Source organism: Streptomyces sp. NPDC101118 (assembly GCF_044759445.1).
Lineage (GTDB): Bacteria > Actinomycetota > Actinomycetes > Streptomycetales > Streptomycetaceae > Streptomyces.
This window is the reverse complement of the sequence record NZ_JBIVZG010000023.1, coordinates 1-19,681: the sequence shown is the minus strand read 5'-3', so window position 1 is coordinate 19,681 and position 19,681 is coordinate 1. Positions and strand designations below refer to the sequence as shown.

18 protein-coding genes are annotated in these 19,681 nt (G+C 73.9%); 6 read left to right on the top strand and 12 right to left on the bottom strand.

The window, feature by feature from the left end:
- The 5 genes from ACIQUQ_RS29260 to ACIQUQ_RS29240 are packed head-to-tail and all read right to left on the bottom strand — an operon-like array spanning position 1 to position 4,681.
- Positions 1-582: a hypothetical protein gene (locus ACIQUQ_RS29260; RefSeq protein ID WP_403981783.1), complete on the bottom strand. Its 582-nt coding sequence runs from the start codon at positions 580-582 to the stop codon at positions 1-3.
- Entirely contained in the window at positions 579-1,766 is a 1,188-nt protein-coding gene (locus tag ACIQUQ_RS29255; protein WP_399940909.1) for an ROK family glucokinase, read from the bottom strand. The genes ACIQUQ_RS29260 and ACIQUQ_RS29255 overlap by 4 nt, the downstream gene beginning before the upstream one ends.
- A 16-nt stretch (positions 1,767-1,782) precedes the next feature.
- Positions 1,783-2,643, bottom strand: a complete 861-nt coding sequence (locus ACIQUQ_RS29250; protein ID WP_403981779.1) for an ATP-binding cassette domain-containing protein — start codon at positions 2,641-2,643, stop codon at positions 1,783-1,785.
- Positions 2,640-3,674, bottom strand: coding sequence for an ABC transporter permease (locus ACIQUQ_RS29245; RefSeq protein WP_403981777.1), 1,035 nt, complete (start codon positions 3,672-3,674; stop codon positions 2,640-2,642). The genes ACIQUQ_RS29250 and ACIQUQ_RS29245 overlap by 4 nt, the downstream gene beginning before the upstream one ends.
- Positions 3,671-4,681, bottom strand: coding sequence for a sugar ABC transporter substrate-binding protein (locus ACIQUQ_RS29240; RefSeq protein WP_403981775.1), 1,011 nt, complete (start codon positions 4,679-4,681; stop codon positions 3,671-3,673). Before ACIQUQ_RS29240 ends, ACIQUQ_RS29245 begins: the two co-directional genes overlap by 4 nt.
- Before the next feature lie 223 nt (positions 4,682-4,904).
- Here ACIQUQ_RS29240 and ACIQUQ_RS29235 point away from each other — a divergent pair, with 223 nt between their 5' ends.
- A complete protein-coding gene (locus tag ACIQUQ_RS29235; RefSeq protein WP_403981773.1) occupies positions 4,905-5,927 on the top strand; it encodes a Gfo/Idh/MocA family oxidoreductase in 1,023 nt (340 codons plus the stop codon).
- 159 nt (positions 5,928-6,086) lie between these two features.
- Here the strand turns inward: ACIQUQ_RS29235 and ACIQUQ_RS29230 are convergent, their stop codons facing one another.
- Both ACIQUQ_RS29230 and ACIQUQ_RS29225 read right to left on the bottom strand, forming a co-directional pair.
- Positions 6,087-7,271: a cytochrome P450 gene (locus ACIQUQ_RS29230; protein WP_403981770.1), complete on the bottom strand. Its 1,185-nt coding sequence runs from the start codon at positions 7,269-7,271 to the stop codon at positions 6,087-6,089.
- A gap of 77 nt (positions 7,272-7,348) precedes the next feature.
- Positions 7,349-8,278 (bottom strand): DMT family transporter, encoded by a 930-nt coding sequence (locus ACIQUQ_RS29225; RefSeq protein WP_403981767.1) that lies wholly within the window; start codon positions 8,276-8,278, stop codon positions 7,349-7,351.
- 261 nt (positions 8,279-8,539) lie between these two features.
- On the opposite strand from ACIQUQ_RS29225, the gene ACIQUQ_RS29220 reads away from it, so the two are divergent.
- Positions 8,540-9,391, top strand: coding sequence for an SDR family oxidoreductase (locus ACIQUQ_RS29220; RefSeq protein WP_403981765.1), 852 nt, complete (start codon positions 8,540-8,542; stop codon positions 9,389-9,391).
- A 259-nt stretch (positions 9,392-9,650) separates the two neighbouring features.
- Here the strand turns inward: ACIQUQ_RS29220 and alc are convergent, their stop codons facing one another.
- Both alc and allB read right to left on the bottom strand, forming a co-directional pair.
- On the bottom strand, positions 9,651-10,769 hold the full coding sequence (gene alc, locus ACIQUQ_RS29215; protein WP_403981763.1) for an allantoicase: 1,119 nt from the start codon (positions 10,767-10,769) through the stop codon (positions 9,651-9,653).
- Between the two features lie 2 nt (positions 10,770-10,771).
- Positions 10,772-12,127, bottom strand: coding sequence for an allantoinase AllB (allB, locus tag ACIQUQ_RS29210; protein WP_403981761.1), 1,356 nt, complete (start codon positions 12,125-12,127; stop codon positions 10,772-10,774).
- A 314-nt stretch (positions 12,128-12,441) separates the two neighbouring features.
- Between allB and ACIQUQ_RS29205 the strand changes: the two genes are divergently transcribed.
- Positions 12,442-13,245, top strand: coding sequence for an IclR family transcriptional regulator (locus ACIQUQ_RS29205; protein WP_399940884.1), 804 nt, complete (start codon positions 12,442-12,444; stop codon positions 13,243-13,245).
- A gap of 155 nt (positions 13,246-13,400) precedes the next feature.
- On the opposite strand, the gene ACIQUQ_RS29200 is transcribed toward ACIQUQ_RS29205, so the two are convergent.
- On the bottom strand, positions 13,401-14,099 hold the full coding sequence (locus ACIQUQ_RS29200; RefSeq protein ID WP_403981758.1) for an ABC transporter ATP-binding protein: 699 nt from the start codon (positions 14,097-14,099) through the stop codon (positions 13,401-13,403).
- Positions 14,096-15,175, bottom strand: a complete 1,080-nt coding sequence (locus ACIQUQ_RS29195; protein WP_403981756.1) for an ABC transporter permease — start codon at positions 15,173-15,175, stop codon at positions 14,096-14,098. Before ACIQUQ_RS29195 ends, ACIQUQ_RS29200 begins: the two co-directional genes overlap by 4 nt.
- A gap of 135 nt (positions 15,176-15,310) precedes the next feature.
- Between ACIQUQ_RS29195 and ACIQUQ_RS29190 the strand changes: the two genes are divergently transcribed.
- Both ACIQUQ_RS29190 and ACIQUQ_RS29185 read left to right on the top strand, forming a co-directional pair.
- On the top strand, positions 15,311-16,462 hold the full coding sequence (locus ACIQUQ_RS29190; protein WP_403981753.1) for a sensor histidine kinase: 1,152 nt from the start codon (positions 15,311-15,313) through the stop codon (positions 16,460-16,462).
- Positions 16,459-17,097 carry a response regulator gene (locus ACIQUQ_RS29185; protein ID WP_403981750.1) on the top strand — a complete coding sequence of 213 codons (639 nt, stop codon included), beginning with the start codon at positions 16,459-16,461 and terminating at the stop codon, positions 17,095-17,097. Before ACIQUQ_RS29190 ends, ACIQUQ_RS29185 begins: the two co-directional genes overlap by 4 nt.
- A 118-nt stretch (positions 17,098-17,215) precedes the next feature.
- On the opposite strand, the gene ACIQUQ_RS29180 is transcribed toward ACIQUQ_RS29185, so the two are convergent.
- Positions 17,216-18,691: a PLP-dependent aminotransferase family protein gene (locus tag ACIQUQ_RS29180; protein WP_403981747.1), complete on the bottom strand. Its 1,476-nt coding sequence runs from the start codon at positions 18,689-18,691 to the stop codon at positions 17,216-17,218.
- A gap of 87 nt (positions 18,692-18,778) precedes the next feature.
- Between ACIQUQ_RS29180 and ACIQUQ_RS29175 the strand changes: the two genes are divergently transcribed.
- Entirely contained in the window at positions 18,779-18,955 is a 177-nt protein-coding gene (locus ACIQUQ_RS29175) for a hypothetical protein (RefSeq protein ID WP_403981743.1), read from the top strand.
- The last annotated feature ends 726 nt before the right edge of the window (positions 18,956-19,681 follow it).

Here is a 19,681-nt window from a genome sequence, read left to right as displayed (position 1 = left end):
TCAGGGCGTCGCGGTGGAGACCACGTACACGCGGGCCGAGTTCGGGTCCGTGAAGTCGACCGTGATGTCCTGCGTGGGGCGCGGGTCGGCCTGCTCGTGGGTGGTGCCCTGCCAGGTGCGGTCGGCGGGGAACTTCCAGCCGGCCACCGTGGCGTCCTTGCCGCCGATGGTGACGCCGGGCTTCAGGGCGGACCGGCCGGTGCCGGTCTGCACCAGGAAGGTGTCCAGGTCGGCGTGGGTGACGGTGAAGGCGACGTACAGCCGGCTCGTGCGCCAGTTGTTCGTCTCGTAGAAACGGACGCTCCACGCCTTGTCCGGCACCGGCACCTCGTAGATGCTGCGCTGCACGCGGGACGGCCAGCCGGCCCTGACCTGGGTCGCGGCGGCCTTGGCTGCCTTGTCGCGGCCGCTGCTGCGGCTCTGCTCGGCGGAGATCGCGAGGTAGCCGGCCGGGACGCCGATCAGCAGCACGATGATGATCGCGGTCAGCCAGCGGCGCCTGATCACGTGGCGGCGGTCCTCGACGGACGTGGCCGCGTCGCTCTCGGGGGCCGGGGCCTGGCGGGGCAGGGTGGGCGTCACTGCGGGTCCTCGGGGGTCTTGCCGGTGGGGCGGGTGCCGAACGCCCCGCCGGGGCTGAACAGGCGGCCGGTCTGGGCGTAGCGCTCGTACCGCTCGACGCGACGGCGGTTGGCGCGGCGGAAGCGGCGGGCCACCAGGCGGGCCAGGTCGGCGGCGCCGACCATGCCGGCCTCGGGGCCCAGCTGGGCCTTGGCGATCCGGGCCTCGGGCCGGTAGCCGCGGCCGGTCAGGTGGCGCCGGAAGGCGTCCCTGGCCGGGCCGATGAGCAGGTCGTCGGCCGCGCTGACGCCGCCGCCGATGACGAAGCAGGAGGGGTCGAGGGCGGCGGCGAGGTTGGCGATGCCGACGCCCAGCCACTGGCCGATGTCCTGGAGCAGCTCGACGCACATGGCGTCGCCCTCGCGGGCGAGCTCGGTGATGAGCGGCCCGGTGATCTCCGGGACGTTGCCCTGGACGCGGTCGATGATGTTGTACGCGACCGGGGAGTCGGCGGCGGCCAGCTCGCGTGCCTCGCGGACCAGGGCGTTGCCTGAGCTGTACTGCTCCCAGCAGCCGCGGTTGCCGCACGGGCAGCGGTGGCCGCCGGGGACGACCTGCATGTGGCCGAACTCGCCGGCGACGCCGTACTTGCCGCGCTTGACCTGGCCGTCCTCCAGGATGGCGCCGCCGATGCCGGTGCCCAGGGTGATCATCACCAGGTGGTCCTCGCCGCGGCCGGCGCCGAACCGCCACTCGGCCCAGGCGGCCGTGTTGGCGTCGTTGTCGACCATGACGGGTACGGCCAGCCGGGACTGGAGGGCGTCGCGCAGCGGCTCGTCGCGCCAGGCCAGGTGGGGTGCGAAGAGGACGCGGGAGCGGTTGGCGTCGACCCAGCCGGCCGCGCCGATGCCGACGGCGTGCACGTCGTGCCGGTCGGAGAGGTCCAGGACCAGCTCGACGATGGTGTCCTCGACGACCTTGGGGCTCTTGGACTTGTCGGGGGTCTCGGTGCGCAGCTTCTCCAGGATCACGCCGTCGGCATCGACGACCCCGGCCATGACCTTGGTGCCGCCGATGTCGATGCCGACCGTGGGGACGCGCGGGGCGGTCAGGTGGGACCGGCGCTCCCGGGACCCGACGGTCCGCAGGACGGTGCCCCGCGCAGCGCCGCGGTGGGCGAGCGTGAAGTCCCGGTACGTGCTCATCGAGTGCTGGTGTCCCTCAGTGGTCGGGGGTGGCGGGTGTGGTGGCGGTGTCCTCGGGGGGTTGCCGTGCCCCGTGGGGCGCGGGTCCCCTGTCTGCCGATTCTGCCACCCGCTCCAGTTCGTGGCTCAGTTCCTCGAGCTCCGATCCGCCCGCCATCTGGCGGGTCAGCTCGTCGAGGGTGATGGAGTCGCGGGTGTGGCTGCCCGCCATCGTGCCGCGTTTCAGCAGCACGAAGCGGTCCCCGACGAGGTGGGCGTGGTGCGGGTTGTGGGTGATGAGGACCACGCCGAGACCCGCGTCACGGGCCGCGGCGACGTACTTGAGCACGACCCCGGACTGCTTCACGCCGAGGGCAGCGGTGGGTTCGTCGAGGACCAGCACCTTCGCGCCGAAGTGGACCGCGCGGGCGATGGCCACGCACTGCCGCTCGCCGCCCGAGAGGGTGCCGATGGGCTGGTCGACGTCGCGCAGGTCGATGCCCATGCGCAGCAGCTCGGACCGGGTGGTCGCCCGCATGAGGGCGGTGTCGAGGCGGCGGAAGGGGCCCCGGCCCCTGGTGGGTTCGGATCCGAGGAAGAAGTTGCGCCATACGGGCATCAGGGGGACGACGGCCAGGTCCTGGTAGACGGTGGCGATGCCCCGGTCGAGCGCGGCGCGGGGGTTGGCGAGGCGGGTTTCCTCGCCCTCGATCCTGAAGGTGCCGGCGTCGTGCTGGTGCAGCCCCGCGATGATCTTGATGAGGGTGGACTTGCCGGCCCCGTTGTCGCCGAGCACGCAGGTGATCTCGCCGGCGGAGACCTCCAGGGAGACGTCGTCGAGGGCGCGGATGTTGCCGTAGTGCTTGCCGACCCGGTCCAGTTCGATGAGCGCGGTCACTTGCTCGCCTCCGCTCGCTTGCGCACCCAGGCGTTGAGCAGGGTGGCGAGAAGGAGCATCGCGCCCAGGAAGAACTTGAACCAGTCGGGGTTCCACTGGGCGTACACGATGCCGTTGCTGGTCATGCCGAAGATGAACGCGCCGACGGCGGAGCCGATGGCCGAGCCGTAGCCGCCGGTCATCAGACAGCCGCCGATCACGGCGGCGATGATGTAGAGGAACTCGTTCCCGACGCCCTCGCCCGACTGGACGACGTCGAACGAGAAGAGGATGTGCTGGCCGGAGATCCATGCGCAGAGCCCGACGCCCATGTAGAGGCCGATGCGGGTCTTCACCACGGGAACGCCCACGGCGCGGGCGGCCGGTGCGCCGCCGCCCACCGCGAAGATCCAGTTCCCGGCCCGGGTGCGCAGCAGGATCCAGGTGGCGAGGGCCACCAGGCCCAGCCACCAGAGGATGGTGATCTTGAGGGTGACCCCGCCCACGTCCCACTGGGAGGCGAAGACGGCGCGGGCGGAGGGGAAGCCCTCCATGTCGGCGATGGACTTCGTGGAGACGGCGCCGCTGATCAGCTTGGTGAAGCCGAGGTTCAGGCCGGTCAGCATCAGGAAGGTGCCGAGGGTGATGATGAAGCTCGGCAGGCCGGTGCGGGTCAGCATGAAGCCGTTGAAGAAGCCGATGGCCAGGGTGACCAGCAGGGACACCCCGACGCCCACCCAGACGTTCGCGGTCATCTGGTAGCTGAACATCGAGGAGACCAGCGCCGAGGTGGTGACCATCACGCCGGCCGAGAGGTCGAACTCGCCGCCGATCATCAGCAGCGCCACCGGCACGGCCATGATCCCGATGGTGGAGGCCGAGTACAGGATCGTGCTCAGGCTGCTGGCCTGCAGGAAGGTGTCCGCGGCGAACGCGAAGAAGACGAAGACGGCGGCGGCGCCCACCACCGCGCCCAGCTCGGGCCGGGTGAGGAGCCTGCGGACGAGGGAGACGTGCGCCAGGCGCTCGTCCGCGGCGGCGGCACTGCTCATCGGGTGCCCCGCTGGATGTACTCGGTGAGCTTCGCGGCGTCGGCGGCGTCCACGATCTGCGGGCCGGTGAGCACCGGCCGGCCGCCGCCGAGCACGTCCGCGTTGTAGCGGTAGAGCCAGAGCAGGTCCACGGCCTCGTACCCCTGGAGGTACGGCTGCTGGTCGACGGCGAAGCCGAGGGTGCCGTCCTTGAGGCCGGCGGCGACCTGCGGGTTCAGGTCGAAGGTGTCGACCTCCGCCTTGCTGCCGGCCGCCTGCCCGGCCTTGACCGCGGTGGCCGCGAAGGGCGCGCCGAGGGTGACGACGGCGTCGACGGATGGGTCGGCCTGGAGCTTGGCCTGGATCGCCGCCTGGACGGAGGGCATGTTGGTGCCCTCGACGTACAGGTTCTCCAGGGTGCCGCCGAAGGTCTTCTTCGCCCCGGCGCAGCGCTGCTCGTGGCCGACGTTGCCCTGTTCGTGCAGGACGCAGACGGCCTTCTTGCGGCCCCGCTCCGTCAGCTCGGTGCCCACGGCCTCGCCGGCGATGGTCTCGTCCTGGCCGATGTGGGTGAGGGCGCCGTACTCCCGGGACTGGGCGGATCCCGAGTTCACCGTGATGACGGGGATGCCGGCCCGGACCGCCTTCCCGACGACGTCCTTGAGGGCCTCGGGCTTGGCGAGGGAGACGATCAGGCCGTCGACCTTCTGGTCGATCGCGTTCTGGACGAACTGGGCCTGCTGCTGTGCCTGGTCGTCGTGGGAGTAGACGAAGTTGATGTTGTCCTTGGCGGCGGCCTCCTTGGCGCCCTTCTGCACGATGTCCCAGAAGGTGTCGCCGTCTCCCGCGTGCGTGACCATCGCGAAGGTCCAGCGCGGGGTGGACACGGCCGGCCGCCCGGCCGCCGCCGCCTTCCGGGCCTCCTCGGCGCGCTTGCCGCCCGTACTGCTGCACCCCGCGAGGGAGGCTCCCAGCACCGTCGCGAGCAGCACGCCCGCGATCCGCGCCCCTGTACCGATCCTGGCCACGTCGCCGCGCCCTTCCCTTCCCTGGTTCCTGGTGTTCCGCCGAGCCGTGGGTACGGCGCGGCGCCTTCCCGTACACCGCTGCAATCCGGTCAAACCGGTGCCAGCCGCCCAAGTATCCGCCACCGGGTGGCCGGCGGCCGTCATCGGGTCAGGGCGGGGCGAAGGCCATGGTCGGAGCGGACCAGACATTGACAGGCGGACCGGCCGGGGCCACGTTGAATCCATGCGTATCGGGCTGATCGGAACCGGCCGGATCGGTACCTTCCACGCGGCGGCGCTCAGCAGGCACCCCCAGGCGGGGTCGCTGCTGCTGGCCGACGCCGAACCGGCGCGGGCCGCGGCCCTCGCCGACCGGCTGGGTGCCACCGCCGCGCCCACCGTGGACGCCGTGTTCACCTGGGGCGTCGACGCCGTGGTGATCGCCTGCTCCACCGCGGCGCACGCCGGGCTGATCGTGCGGGCCGCCCGGGCGGGGCTGCCGGTGTTCTGCGAGAAGCCGGTGGCGGCCGACCTGGCCGGGACGCTGGAGGCGCTGTACGAGGTGTCGGCGGCGGGCGGGGTGCTCCAGCTGGGCTTCATGCGGCGCTTCGACGCGGGCTACCGGACCGCCCGGGAGCTGGTGCGCTCCGGGGCGCTGGGCCGGCTGCACACCGTACGGACGATGACCGCGGACCCGGCGCCCCCGCCGCCCGGGTACCTGCCGACCTCGGGCGGGCTGTACCGGGACTGCCTGGTGCACGACTTCGACATGGTGCGCTGGGTGACCGGGCGCGAGGTCGTCGACGTGTACGCGACCGGGTCGGACGCGGGGCCGCCGGCCTTCCGGGAGGCGGGCGACGTCGACACGGCGGCGGCCCTGCTGACCCTGGACGACGGGACGCTGGTGACCGCCACGGGCACCCGCTGCAACGGCGCCGGGTACGACGTCCGGATGGAGCTGGCCGGGGAGCTGGACCAGGTGTCGGCCGGGCTGGACGACCGTACGCCGATCGCCTCGACGGAACCGCTGGGCCCGCCGCCTGCGCGCAAGCCCTGGACGGGCTTCCTGGAGCGGTTCGCCCCGGCGTACGAGGCGGAGCTGGACGCCTTCGTGCGACTGGTGCGCGGCGAGGGGCCGAACCCCTGCCCGGGCGACGAGGGGCTGGCGGCCCTGCGGATCGCGGAGGCCTGTGAGCTGTCGCGGCGGGAGCGGCGGCCGGTGGCCCTGCCGGAGATCGCCACGGGGCGTCCGTCGGCCGCTGCCTGAGGCGGGGAGGGGCGGGGCTTCGGGGACGGCTGCTCTTCCGGGGGCGGGCGCGCCATCGGGAACGGACGCTCTTCCGGGGGCGGGCGCGCCGTCGGGAACGGACGCGCCTTCGGGAGCGGGCGCGCCTTCCGGTGGTGCCGTGGGGGGCATGGGCGGGGGCTACCAGGTCACCGGGAGCCGCTTCACGCCCCGGATCAGGGTGCCGGGGATCCACTCGGGCGGGCCCGCGTCGGGGTCCGCGGCCAGGTCCGGGAAGCGCTCCAGCAGGGCCCCGACCGCGATCCGGCCCTCCATGCGGGCCAGCGGGGCGCCGATGCAGAAGTGGATGCCGTGCCCGAAGGCCAGGTGGCCCTGGGGGGCGCGGCGGATGTCGAAGGTGTCGGGTGCGGCGAAGCGGGCCGGGTCGCGGTCGGCTGCGGCCAGCGAGATCATCACGGGCTGCCCGGCGGGTATCACGGTGCCGCCCAGCTCCACGTCCTCGCGGGCGAAGCGGAAGGTGGCCGATTCGACCGGTCCGTCGTAGCGCAGCATCTCCTCCACGGCGCCGTCCAGCAGGCCCGGGTCGGCGCGGAGCGCGGCGAGCTGGCCGGGGTGGGCGAGGAGGGCCCGTACCCCGTTGGCTATCAGGTTGACGGTGGTCTCGTGGCCGGCGACCAGCAGCAGGAAGGCCATGCCGACCAGCTCGTCGGGGGTGAGCCGGTCGCCGTCCTCGTCCTGGGTCCTGATCAGGGCGCTGAGCAGGTCCTCGCCCGGGGCCCGGCGCTTGTCCGCGATCAGCTCGGTGAGGTAGCCGCCCATGGCGGTGAGGGCCTGGGCCTCGGGCTCGGCCCCGGTGGGGGCCACCACCTCGTTGGACCAGGCCCGGAAGCTCGCGCGGTCCAGGTCGGGGACGCCTAGCAGCTCGCAGATGACGGTCATCGGGAGCGGGAACGCGAGGGCGCCGACGAGGTCGGCCCGGCGGGCCCCGTCCGCCGCCATGGCGTCGAGCAGCCCCTCGGTGACCTCGTGGACCCGCGGGCGCAGGGCCGCCACGCGGCGGGCGGTGAACTCGCGGGCCACCAGCCCGCGCAGGCGGGTGTGGCGGGGCGGGTCGGACTCCAGCATGTTGGAGTTGACCGCGGCGACCTCGGTGCGGTCGAACAGGCCGGAGATCTGCCAGTTCTTCGACAGGGCGGGGTGGGCGAGTGCCTGCCGGGCCTCCTGGTGGCCGACGACCAGCCAGACGCTCTCGGTCCCCGCGTCCCGGATGCGGTGGACGGGTCCGGACTCGCGGAGCTTCGCGTAGTACGGGTACGGGTTCGCGTTGAAGTCCTCGGCGTACGAGCTGATGTCCATGACCGGCATGCGCGCCCTCCCCTGCCTCCGCTTGCGGTCAGGGTACGGCCCTGCCGCGCGGGCGGGGTCGGGATCCGGACACGCGTTCAGTGCCCCGGGGCGGTGGCGGCGCGGCGGCCCCAGGCGGTGCCGGCGAGTACGAGCGCGGCTCCCGACAGGCCCCAGGCACCGAGGTGTTCGCCGCCGACGAGGACGCCGGCGAGGGCGGCCCAGAGGGGTTCGGTGCCGAGCAGCAGGCTCACGCGGGAGGGCGAGGTGCGGCGTACGGCCCACATCTGCACGAAGAACGCGAAGAGGGTGCAGAAGAGGGCGAGGAACAGCAGTCCGGCCCACTCCCGGGCGCCGAACGCGGCGGCGGCGCTCCAGGGCGCGGCGCCCGAGCCGGGCAGGAGGGCCAGCAGGACGAACAGGGCGAGGGCGCCCCCGAACTGTGCGGTCGTCAGGGGCAGCGCGTCGGCACCGCGGACGGCGGCCATCCGGGCCATCAGCAGCACGTGCACGGTACGGGCACCCGCCGCCAGCAGGACGAGCAGGTCGCCGGTGGAGGGGGCGGTGAAGCCGCCGCCCTGCGTGAGCAGCACGACCCCGGCGAGGGAGAGGGCGGCGGCCGCGAGGAACCCGCCGGAGGGCCGGGCCCGGGTCAGGGCCGCCTCGGCGAGCGGCGTGAGGATCATGGTGAGGCTGATGATCAGACCGGCGTTGGTGGCGCTGGTGTGGACGACGCCGTAGGTCTCCAGCAGCAGGATGACGCCGAGGACCAGCCCGAGCAGCCCCGCGCCCCGCCACTGGGCGGCACTCAGTGCCCGCAGCCCGCGCCGCCCGGCGACGGCGAGCACCGGAAGGGCGACGGCGAACCGGAGGACGAGCACGGCGGTCACCGTGGCGGGGGTGGAGATGTCCTTGGCGGCGAGGTAGCTGCCGCCCCAGACGACGGCGACCAGCAGCACGGGCAGGTCGGTCAGCCAGGCACGGCGGGGCGCGAGGGCGGGGGCGGCGAGGGCGGGAGCGGTCGTCACGGTCCGGGACTCCAGAAGCTGTCGCGGTGCGGCGGGATGCGCGCACGGACGGGTGGAGACGACGGCGGCTCGCACGGAAACGTGATCACGCTATACGGGGGCGGGCCCCGCCGGCACCGGGATTTCCGCCCCGGGGCCGGGCCGGCCCCGGGGCTCCGTACGCCAGGTCGGATTCCTGCCAGCGGTGGCGGGGCGCCGACGATTTCATTGAATGCGCAACCAGTTGTCGGCACGGAGCCGGCGGACGGAAGGAGCGCGGTCATGGGCGAGGACGCGATGGGGACGGCGGGCACGGTGCGGACCGGGGACGCGGCCGGGGACGCGGGGCGCACCGCGGGCACGGTGCGGGCGGTCGGGGTCGCCGGGCCCGGGGGCGGGCGGCTCGGGGGGAAGGTGGCGCTGGTGACCGGCGGGAGCCGGGGCATGGGGGCGGCGGCCGTGCTGCGGCTGGCCGCCGAGGGCGCGGACGTGGCCTTCACCTACGTGCACGACGAGGACGCGGCCCGCGCGGTGGTGCGGAAGGTCGAGTCCGCCGGACGCCGGGGTCTCGCGATCCGCGCGGACGCCGCCGACCCGGCGGCGGTCGCCGGCGCGGTGGACCGTGCGGCCGCGGAGCTGGGGCGGCTCGACGTGCTGGTCAACAACGCCGGGATCGGGGTGCTCGGCCCGCTGGAGGGGCTCGGCCTCGCCGACGTGGACCGGGTGCTGGCGGTCAACGTGCGGGGCGCGTTCCTCGCGGCGCAGGCCGCCGCCGCGCACCTGGGCCCGGGTGGCCGGGTGATCAACATCGGCAGCTGCATCACCCAGCGGGTACCCGGCCCCGGCGGCACGCTGTACGCGATGAGCAAGGCGGCGCTGACCGGGCTGACCAAGGCCCTCGCCCGGGAGATGGGCGAGCGGGGCGTCACCGCCAACGTGGTCCACCCGGGTCCGGTCGACACCGACATGAACCCGGCCGGCGGCCCGTACGCAGGGGGCCAGGCCGCGATGACCGCCCTCGGCCGCTTCGGCGCGCCGGACGAGGTGGCGGCCGTGGTCGCCTTCCTGGCCGGCGACGAGGCCGCGTACGTCACGGGCGCGGAGTTCGCGGTGGACGGCGGCCACGCGGCCTGAGGCGGCGTAGGGGCCGGGGCCTGCCGCACGGCTTGCGTTGCGTACGGGCTTCCGCAGAGCCTGAGGCCTGCCGTACGACCACCCGCCCGCCGCACACCCGGCAGAGGCCCCGGGCCTCCCCGGGTACGCCAAGGGGCGCACCGGTGCTGTCTGCCGGTGCGCCCCGAGGGCTGTCCCTGGGCCGTGGCCGGATGTCGGTCCGGTCACGTCCCGGGTCACGGGCGGGTGTCGCTCCGCCCGGGTCTCATGTGCCGCGGTGTCAGCCGCCCAGCTCCTGGTGGCGGGCCGTCAGGGCGGCCGTGCCGGCCTCCGTCAGCGAGCCGTACAGGCGCAGGCGGGAGAAGCCGCCGTCCGGGAAGATGTCGATCCGGACGTGGGTGCCGACCGCCGGGGTGTCCAGCACGAAGCGGTGGTTGGTGTCGGGCTGCAGGCGGGTGCGCGGGAGGAACTCCTGCCACTCGCCCTCCTCGCCGGTCTTGACGGACAGCGAGGCCCAGCCGGCCGAGTTGCCCTTCAGGTAGGCGGTGTCGATCTCGATCGCGCGGATCTCGGACTCGGCGACGAGCTGGTAGCGGATCCAGTCGTTGCCGTTGTCGCGGCGGCGGGCGGTCTCCCAGCCGTCGTCCATCTTGCGGGAGCGGCCCGGGTTGATGGTGTTGGTCGGCGGCGAGTAGAAGCGGTTGGAGGCGTCCTGGACCGAGCCGCCGTTCTCCAGCGCGACCACGTCGAAGGAGCCCAGGGTGGCGAGCCACTTCGGGTCCGGGAGGACCTCGCCGTGGACGCGCAGGCGGGCGATGCCGCCGTCGGGGTGCTGGTTGACGCGCAGGTGCGTGAAGCGCTGCTCGACGGTCACCTCGAAGCCGTTGGCCGCGTGGCCGCCGACCGGGGTGCGCGGGACGAGGGTCGTCCACTTCACGTCGTCGCCGAGGAGCTCCTCGGGGGTGGGGGCGAGGGCGCCCTCCCAGTTGGTGCCCTCGATGGACACGGCCTGCGGCATGTTGCCGCGGAAGTGGGCGGTGTCGACCACGATGCCGCGGATCACGCCGGGGGCGCCCAGGCGTACGAGGGCCCAGTCGTGGTCCTCGGCGGTGGGCCAGGGCTGGGTGGCGGAGACGCCGCGGCGGCGGCGGGTCTCCCAGCCGTCCATGACCTTGCCCTTGTGGCCGAAGTCCTCGGGGTCGAAGTGGGCGGCCTCGGAGATCAGGAGGTTCTCGCGCTGGGCGAAGAACTCGTCGTTGGCGGCGATGACACCGGCGCCGAGCTCGCGGGCGGCGAGGTTCGCGTACTGGGTGAACGGGAACTCGGCCGTGCGGTAGTCGGCGTACGGGTCGCCGCCTCCGTACGGGTTCGCGTTACCGGTGAAAGAAGGGATCGCCACTGTCAGTTCTGCCTTTCGAGGAGGAGGCCGGTGGGCTCGGTCGGGGTTCCGTGGGCGGCGATCCGGACACCGCGCAGCCAGGTGGACTTCACGACGCCGTGCAGGGTCTTGCCCGCGTACGCCGTGACCTGGTTGCGGTGGTGCAGCTCGCCCGGGTCCACGGTGAAGGTCTCTTCGGGGGCCAGCACGGCGAAGTCGGCGTCCCGGCCGGCCTCGATGGCGCCCTTCTGGGTGAGGCCCGCGAGGCGTGCGGGGGCCTCGGACATCCAGCGGACGACGTCCTCCAGGCTGCCGCCGCGCTTGCGCGCCTCGGTCCAGATGGCGGGCAGGCCCAGCTGGAGGGAGGAGATGCCGCCCCAGGCGGTGGAGAAGTCGTCCGTCTTCAGGTCCGCGGTGGACGGCGAGTGGTCGGAGACGATGCAGTCGATCGTGCCGTCGGCCAGCGCGTCCCACAGGAGGTCCTGGTTGGAGGCCTCGCGGATGGGCGGGCAGCACTTGAACTCGCTCGCGCCGTCCGGCACTTCCTCGGCCGTCAGGGTGAGGTAGTGCGGGCAGGACTCGACGGTGATCTGCACGCCCTCGGCCTTGGCTGCGGCGATCAGCGGCAGCGCGTCGCTGGAGGAGAGGTGCAGCACGTGGACGCGGGCGCCGAGGCGCTTGGCCTGGGCGATCAGGTTGCCGATCGCGGTGTTCTCGGCGTCGCGCGGCCGGGAGGCGAGGAAGTCGGTGTACTTGGGGCCGGGCACGACGGGCGCGGCGTCCAGGTGGTGCGGGTCCTCGGCGTGGACGATCATCAGGCCGCCGAAGCCGGTGATCTCCGCGAGGGAGGCGGCCAGCTGGTCCTGGTCCAGGTGCGGGAACTCGTCGACGCCGGAGGGCGACAGGAAGCACTTGAAGCCGAAGACGCCCGCGTCGTGGAGAGGGGCGAGGTCCTTGACGTTGTCCGGCAGGGCGCCGCCCCAGAAGCCGACGTCCACGTGGGCCTTCTCGCGGGCCACGTCCTGCTTGACGCGCAGGTGGTCCACGGTGGTGGTGGGCGGCAGGGAGTTGAGCGGCATGTCGAGGATCGTGGTGATGCCGCCGGCCGCGGCGGCGCGGGTGGCCGTCCAGAAGCCTTCCCACTCGGTGCGGCCCGGGTCGTTCACGTGGACGTGGGTGTCGACCAGGCCGGGGAGCAGTACGTCGTCCCCGAAGTCCTCCAGGCGGGCGCCCTCGGGCACCTCGGCCTCGTACGGCAGCACGGCGGCGATCTTCCCGGCGGCGACCGCGACCGCAGCGGCGCGGGTCCCCTCGGGGGTGATGACCCGAGTCGAGCGCAGTACCAGTTCCACGTCAGCCGACACCCGGAACCTCCCCATCTACTTCCACAGAGCGAAATTCAACGTTCTGTTGACGGAGTCTTCACGCCGATCCGGGACCCGTCAAGAGCGCCCGGAGGGACGCCCGATCCACGTGAGCCGCAATTGGATGTTTCCACAGAATGGAATTAGGATTTCACTCTACAGAACGTAGCTACCGCCACGGTGAGCTGGAAAGCCCACTCCCCAAGGGCGTGAGCCACCCGGACAAACCCCCTCTGACCGGCGGGTACGGCCGTGACCCTGGCACTAGGGCGCCGGGCGGCCGCCGGGTAGGCTGCTTCCTTGCCTGCCAGCACCGAAAGGACCGCGCCGTGCCGACGTCCAGCGCCAGCACCACCGACGCTTCCGCCAAATCCCCCGCCGCCAGCGGTGGCGTCCAGTCCCTCGAGCGCGCCTTCGACCTCCTCGAGCGGATGGCCGACGCCGGGGGCGAAGTCGGCCTGAGCGAACTCTCCGCCGCGAGCGGACTGCCCCTGCCCACCATCCACCGCCTCATGCGCACCCTGGTCGCCTGCGGGTACGTGCGGCAGCAGCCCAACCGACGGTACTCCCTCGGCCCCCGCCTGATCCGGCTCGGCGAGTCCGCGTCGCGCCTGCTCGGCACCTGGGCCCGGCCGTACCTGACCCGGCTGGTCGAGGAGACCGGCGAGACCGCGAACATGGCCCTGCTCGACGGGGACGAGATCGTCTACGTCGCCCAGGTGCCGTCCAAGCACTCCATGCGCATGTTCACAGAGGTCGGCCGCCGGGTGCTGCCGCACTCCACCGGCGTGGGCAAGGCCCTGCTCGCGTACACCCCGGCCGACGAGGTGCGCGCGCTGCTCGCCCGTACCGGCATGCCCGCCGCCACCGAGAAGACGATCACCACGCCCGAGGGCTTCCTGGAGGCGCTGGAGCAGGTCCGCAAGGTCGGCTACGCGGTCGACGACAACGAGCAGGAGATAGGGGTCCGCTGCCTGGCGGTCTCCGTCCCGGACTCCCCGACCGCCGCCGCGATCTCCATCTCGGGCCCGGCCGGCCGCGTCACCGAGGCCGTGACCGAGCGCTTCGTACCGATCCTCCAGGGCGTGGCGGCCGAGCTGTCGGTGGCGCTCGCCAACCAGAACCCCGCCTGACCCGCGCAGGAACGCGCCAGGGCCCCCGCCTCCACGGAGAGGTCGGGGGCCCTGCGTTTTCCCGGACCGGGTATCCGGGCTCCCGGACCCCGCCGGGTCCGGGCCGGTACGCGCCGCCGCCGTGGCGCGTACGGTCGAGGGGAGGGACGCGGCCCTCACACCGCCCGGAGGCCCGCCTCCGCCAGCCGGCCGTCGGTCATCACCACGGTCCGGTCCATCCGGTCCAGATGGGTGCGGTCGTGCGTGACCAGCACCGTCGCCGTGCCGCGCTCCCGCGTGAGCGTGACCAGCAGGTCCAGCACCGCCGCGCCGCGCTCGTGGTCCAGCGCGCTGGTGGGCTCGTCCACCAGCAGCACGGCCGGGTCGTTCATCAGGGCCCGCGCGATGTTCACCCGCTGCCGCTGGCCGCCCGACAGCTGGTGCGGCCGGCGGCCCGCCTGGGCGGCCAGCCCCACCGCGTCCAGCAGCTCCAGCGCGCGGGCACGCACCTGCCGGTCCCCCCGGCCCGACAGGTGCGCCATCACCTGGAGCTGCTCGGCGCAGCTCAGGGATGCCAGGAGGTTCGGCTGCTGGAAGACGATGCCGATCCGGTCGCGGCGCAGGGCCGCCTTCTCGGCCGCGCCGAGCGCGCCCGTCTCCGTACCGTCGACGACCACCCGGCCGCTGTCCGGCGTGACGAGGGTGGCGGCGACCGCGAGCAGGCTGGACTTGCCCGAACCGGAGGGTCCGACCACGGCCGTCAGCGTGCCCGCGGGCACGGCCAGGTCCACGGCGTCGAGGGCGGTCAGCCGGCCCTCGCCGTCGGGGTAGGTGAGCGTGACGCCGTCGAGCTGGAGGGCGGCGGTGGAGGTCATCGGGCACTCCCGAGGGCGGTGAGCGGGTCGACGGCGGTGATGCGCCGGATGGACAGGGCGGCGCCGAGCACACCGAGGACGATCATCACGGCGGCCGGGACGAGCACGGTGGGCGCGTCGAGCACGAAGGGCACGTCGCTGCCGCCGATCAGCGCGCCCAGACCGGCCGCGAGCGCGGTGCCCAGACCGGTGCCCGCGGCGAGCATCACGACGGCCTGGCCCAGGGCGTCCTTCAGCAGGTACGGGGTGGAGGCGCCCAGCGCCTTGAGCACCGCGACGTCCCCACTGCGCTGGATGGTCCAGACGGTGAAGAAGGCGCCGATGACCAGGGCGGAGATGGCGAAGAGGAAGCCGCGCATCAGCTGGAGCGAGCCGTTCTCCGCCGAGTACGAGCCGATGGCGGTCAGCGCCCGGTCCTTCGCCTCGGTCTTCGTGCCGGCCGCCGCGTCGCCGGCCGCGACGTCGGCCGAACCGGCGAGGTCCAGCGCGATCACGGTGGCCCGCGGTCCGTCCCCTGACGGGCCGCCGGCCGGCTGCTGCCAGTCGTCGAGGGTCACCCAGACGACGGGGGTGTGGCTGTAGGCGGCGTCACCGCGCACCGCGCCCACGGTCGCCTCGGTGGAGCCGAGGCGGATCCGGTCCCCGGCGCGTACGCCAAGCTCCGCCGCGGCCTTCTCGGACAGCACCGCACGGCCCGGCCCCGGCGCCGCGGGGGCGAGCCCGCCGTCCGGCTCGACCCCGAAGACGGAGACGGCGGCGCTCAGCTCGCCCGCGGTGGCGTTCAGGGTGCGGATGCCGATGGGCTGGGCGGAGGTGGTGCCGGGCCGGCCGGCCCAGCTCCGCCAGGCGCTCTCCGGCACCGACGAATTGGTGAAGGACACCTGCTGGCCGCCCGCGGGGGCGGCGAAGGCGAGGTGGGTGGCGGGCAGGCCCGTGACGGCCGAGGTGTTCTCCCGGGCCAGGCCCGAGGTCAGCCCCGACAGCAGGCCCACGAGAAGGGTGATGAGCACGACGACGGTGCCCATGAGGGCGAACCGCCCCTTGGCGAACCTCAGGTCTCTCCATGCGACGAACATGTCCCCCACCCTCGTCCCGGCCCGGCCCCCGGGGCATCGCGCCGTGGGAGCGATCCTCGTATCGAAGGTGGCACCCGGACATCGAACTTTCGGTTGACCGGGGGCCGCCGGTGCCCGGCTTAGGCTGGTTCCACCATGGACTCCCGCCCCCTGACGCCCGTCGCACTCGTGCTCCGGTGCTGCCTGCACGCCCTGTTCGCCGGGCTGCTGGCGCTCGCCGTCGTACGGTCCTCCGGCGCGGGCGACGCGCTGGCCGCCGCCCTCGTGATGGGCGCCGTCTACGCCGTGGGCGTGTTCACCCCCGCGGTGCACCGCTCGCCGCGCGCCGGGGCCCTCTGGCTCGGCGCCCTGTGCGCGGCCTGGCTCGGGCTGCTGGCCGCGTCCCCCGAGGGGCTCTGGCTCGCCTTCCCGCTGTACTTCCTCGAACTGCACCTGCTGCCGGTGCGCTGGGCGCTGCCCACCGTGGCGCTGACCGCGGGCGCGGCCATCGGGAGCTTCGTGTGGCACGGCGCGGCGCTCAACCCGGGGGCCTTCATCGGGCCGCTGCTGGGCGCGGCCGTGGCCGTGGCGACCGTCCTGGGCTACCAGGCGCTGTACCGGGAGAGCGAGCGCCGCCGGGAGCTGATCGAGGAGCTGATCACGACGCGGGCCGAACTCGCCGCCGCCGAGCGGGGCGCGGGCATCATGGCCGAGCGCGAACGGCTGGCCCGGGAGATCCACGACACCCTCGCGCAGGGCCTGTCCTCCATCCAGCTGCTGCTGCGGGCCGCCGAGCGGTCCCTGCCCGAGGGCGCGCCGGCCGCGGAGCACATCGCCCGGGCCCGCGAGGAGGCCCAGGCCAACCTGGCCGAGGCGCGCCGCTTCGTACGGGCGCTCACCCCGCCCGACCTGGAACACGGCTCGCTGGCCGGCGCCCTGGAACGGCTGTGCGCGGCCTCGCCGGGACCCCGGGTGCGCTTCTCGCTCAGCGGCACGCCCGTCGCGCTGCCCACCCCGTACGAGGTGGCACTGCTGCGCATCGCGCAGTCGGCCCTGGCCAACGTGGTCCGGCACGCCGGTGCCGGGCGCGCGGAGATCACCCTGACCTTCATGGACGCCTCCGTGACCCTGGACGTGGTGGACGACGGCAAGGGCTTCAGCCCCGCCTCCGCGCCCTCGGGGGACGGCGGCTTCGGCCTGCCCGCCATGCGCTCGCGCGCCGAGTCCCTGGGCGGCACCTTCACCGTGGAGTCCGCCCCCGGCCAGGGCACCGCCGTGGCCGTGACCCTGCCGCTGGAGGTGCGGTGACCATCAGACTGCTGCTGGCCGACGACCATCCCGTCGTACGGGCGGGCCTGCGGGCCGTGCTCGACACGGAGCCGGACTTCACCGTCGTCGCGGAGGCCGCCACCGCCGAACGGGCCGTCGAACTGGCCGCCGGCCTCGACCTGGACGTGGTCCTGATGGACCTCCAGTTCGGCCCCGGCATGCACGGCTCCGAGGCCACCCGCGCCATCACCGGCCGGCCGGGCGCGCCACGGGTCCTGGTGCTCACCACGTACGACACGGACGCCGACATCCTGGCCGCGGTCGAGGCGGGCGCCTCCGGCTACCTGCTCAAGGACGCGCCGCCGGAGGAACTGGCGGCGGCGGTCCGTACGGCCGCGGCGGGCCAGTCGGCCCTCGCGCCCGCCGTGGCACACCGCCTGATGGACCGCATGCGCACCCCGGCCGAGTCCCTCACCAAGCGCGAACTGGAGGTCCTCCAGCTGGTGGCGGACGGCCTCTCCAACCAGCAGATCAGCAAGCAGCTCTTCCTCAGCCAGGCCACCGTCAAGTCCCACCTGGTGCACATCTACGCCAAGCTCGGCGTGGACTCGCGCACCGCGGCCGTGGCCCTCGCAGCCACCCGCAAGCTCATCCGCACCCCCGGCGCCCCCTGAGCCCCGGGCCTGGACCCTCAGGCCGTCCCCGGGGCTGGACCCTCAGGCCATCCCCGGGCCCGGACCCTCAGGCCATCCCCGGGCCCGGACCCTCAGGCCGTCCCCGGGCCCGGACCCCTCAGGCCACCCAGTGCGGCCGCTCCACGCCCCGCGCGAGGGGCGCCCCGCCGTGGAAGGCGTCCGCGAGCAGCCGCACGCCCCGCGCCAGCTCCTCCTCGCCGAGGGTGTACGGGATCCTCAGCCGGTGTTCGAAGGTGCCCGGGTCGACCCCGAAGCGGGCGCCGCGCCCGATGTGCACCCCCGCCGCCCCGGCACGCTCGGACAGCGCGGAGCTGACGGGCTCCCCGAGGTCCACCCAGAGCGAGAGCCCGCCGGGCGGCACCCTCCAGGACCACTCGGGCACGTGCCGCTCCAGGGCCCCCACCAGCGCCGCCCGCCGCTCGCGCAGCCGGTCGAGCCGCTCCGGCAGGGCCGCGTCCAGGTCCCGGACCAGCGGCACGGCCATCAGCTGGTCCAGCACCGAGCCGGTCATGTCGGACGCGACCCGGGAAGCGGTCAGCTCGGTGACCAGATTGCCGGCCGCCCGCACCCACCCGACCCGCAGACCGCCCCAGTGGGTCTTGCTCAGCGAGCCGATGGTCAGCACGTGGTCGGCGCCGCCGCGCGGCGCCAGCGAGGCGAGCGGCGCCGGCGCGGGCACGTCCAGCGCGATGTCGGCGATCGTCTCGTCGACCACCAGCCAGGTCCCGGTCCTGCGGGTGGCCGCCAGCAGCCGCAGCCGGTCCTCCTCCGGCATCAGCGCCCCGGTGGGGTTGTGGAAGTCGGGGATGACGTAGGCGATCCGGGGCACGGTCTGGCGCAGCGCGGACTCCGCGATCTCCATGTCCCACCCGTCGTCCGACACCGCCACGGAGGCCGTGCGCAGCCGGGCGTGACGCAGCGCGTCGAGGGCGTTGGCGTACGTGGGGTTCTCGGTCATCACGCGGTCGCCGGCCCCGCACAGCAACTGGAGCACCAGCACCAGGGCCTGCTGGGCACCCGCCGTGATCAGGATCTGCTCGGGCCGGGTGGGCAGCCCCCGCCGCGTGAACCGCGCGGCCACCTCCTCCCGCAGCTCCGGCAGCCCGTACGGGTGGTACCCGTGGTGCCGGGCCAGCCGCGCCATCCTGGGCGCGGCCCAGGCCATCGCGGACTCCAGGGCACCCTCCGGAGCCCCCATGGCGGCGATCGCCAGGTCGACGGCCCCGCCCGCCGCCTCGACACCGGCCACGCCGTGCACCCCGACCATGCCGTGGCCCGCCGGGAGTTCCGTCCACGTACCGGATCCGCGGCGCGACCGTACGTACCCGCTCTCGCGCAGCAGGTCGTACGCCGCGGTGACGGTGGCCCGGCTCGCCCCGACCGTCTCGGCGAGGTCGCGCTCGGCGGGCAACCGCACGTGCAGGGGGATCCGCCCGTCGAGGATCAGCTCGCGCACGGCACCGGCCAGCGCCCGGTACCCGGGGCGCGCGGCGACGTCGGGAGGCAGCAGACCGGTCAGCTGCCGGCTCCCGATGAACCTGTCCGCCGTCTGGACCACTCGCCCACTTGCCATGCCAACCTCCCCTGATTGGCCCTGCCGTCCAGGCCAATCCCGGGTCCAGACTCCCGTTATTGGCCCGAGATTGGCAAGGAGACCACCATGCGTAAGGACACGAACACGCCCAGCACCCCCCTCACGGACCGCACCGAGCGCGCCCTCCTCGCCTCCCACGAAGCCCGCATCACGACCCCTCTCCGCATCCGCCTCCCCCGCGCCCTGCGCCTCCCGCGACTGCACCTCTCGGTGCGGACCGGGAGCAGGACGGCCACGGGCTGAGCCCGCCGCCCGGCTTCCGGCCCGGAGTTCCGCCCAGCGGACCGGAGAGCCGGACACCGGCACGCAGCACCGGCGGCGGGGCTCGGACCAGCACCAATCGGCCACCGGCACGCGAAAATCGACGCCGAGGCCTCCCGGCACAAGGGAATCGGCACCTACCGGGCGGTGAGATCCGCTGAGCGGAACTGTCGACAGGTCATCCGCGGGTGCAGACGCCGGGAGGGCTCGGACCGGCATGATTCGCCCGCCGGCACGGCGAAAAGCACGCCGCGACCTCCCGGCACGAGGGAATCGGCACCCACCGGGCCGTGAGATCCGCTGAGCGGAATTGTCGGCAGGTCATCCGCGGGTGCAGACGCCGGGAGGGCTCGGATCCGGCTGCTTCGGGAGTGCCGGCGGCATGATCAGCCCTGGACGGCCTGGCGGCCGCCGAGACGGTCGAAGCGCGTAGCGATCTGTGGCGGCTTATGAAGGGGCACAGACGGCCCGGAGGCCGCTATGCCAAGTAGTGGGCCTACGGACGGTGGTGCGCGCCCCGTGGGGCGGCGGGGTGGGCGGGAGCGTTGGTGGGCGGATGTCGTGCGGGGGAACTGGGGATGCCCCTCCCTTGGTGCCGGTCGCGGCTGTGGGGGTGGTGGGTGGCTTGTGTTCCTCCGGGGCGTTTTTCGGGGGTTGTCCGCCGAGGGATTTTGCCTTCCGGACCGGGGTGGGCGGTCAAGGGTGACC

Coding starts and splice junctions, on each gene's coding strand:
- ACIQUQ_RS29230 (WP_403981770.1), bottom strand. CDS start 7,271: ATGCCGGTCATGGACATCAGCTCGTACGCCGAGGACTTCAACGCGAAC.
- ACIQUQ_RS29190 (WP_403981753.1), top strand. CDS start 15,311: ATGGACTCCCGCCCCCTGACGCCCGTCGCACTCGTGCTCCGGTGCTGC.
- ACIQUQ_RS29235 (WP_403981773.1), top strand. CDS start 4,905: ATGCGTATCGGGCTGATCGGAACCGGCCGGATCGGTACCTTCCACGCG.
- ACIQUQ_RS29195 (WP_403981756.1), bottom strand. CDS start 15,175: ATGTTCGTCGCATGGAGAGACCTGAGGTTCGCCAAGGGGCGGTTCGCC.
- allB (WP_403981761.1), bottom strand. CDS start 12,127: ATGGGGAGGTTCCGGGTGTCGGCTGACGTGGAACTGGTACTGCGCTCG.
- ACIQUQ_RS29200 (WP_403981758.1), bottom strand. CDS start 14,099: ATGACCTCCACCGCCGCCCTCCAGCTCGACGGCGTCACGCTCACCTAC.
- ACIQUQ_RS29175 (WP_403981743.1), top strand. CDS start 18,779: ATGCGTAAGGACACGAACACGCCCAGCACCCCCCTCACGGACCGCACC.
- ACIQUQ_RS29180 (WP_403981747.1), bottom strand. CDS start 18,691: ATGGCAAGTGGGCGAGTGGTCCAGACGGCGGACAGGTTCATCGGGAGC.
- ACIQUQ_RS29220 (WP_403981765.1), top strand. CDS start 8,540: ATGGGCGAGGACGCGATGGGGACGGCGGGCACGGTGCGGACCGGGGAC.
- ACIQUQ_RS29255 (WP_399940909.1), bottom strand. CDS start 1,766: ATGAGCACGTACCGGGACTTCACGCTCGCCCACCGCGGCGCTGCGCGG.
- ACIQUQ_RS29245 (WP_403981777.1), bottom strand. CDS start 3,674: ATGAGCAGTGCCGCCGCCGCGGACGAGCGCCTGGCGCACGTCTCCCTC.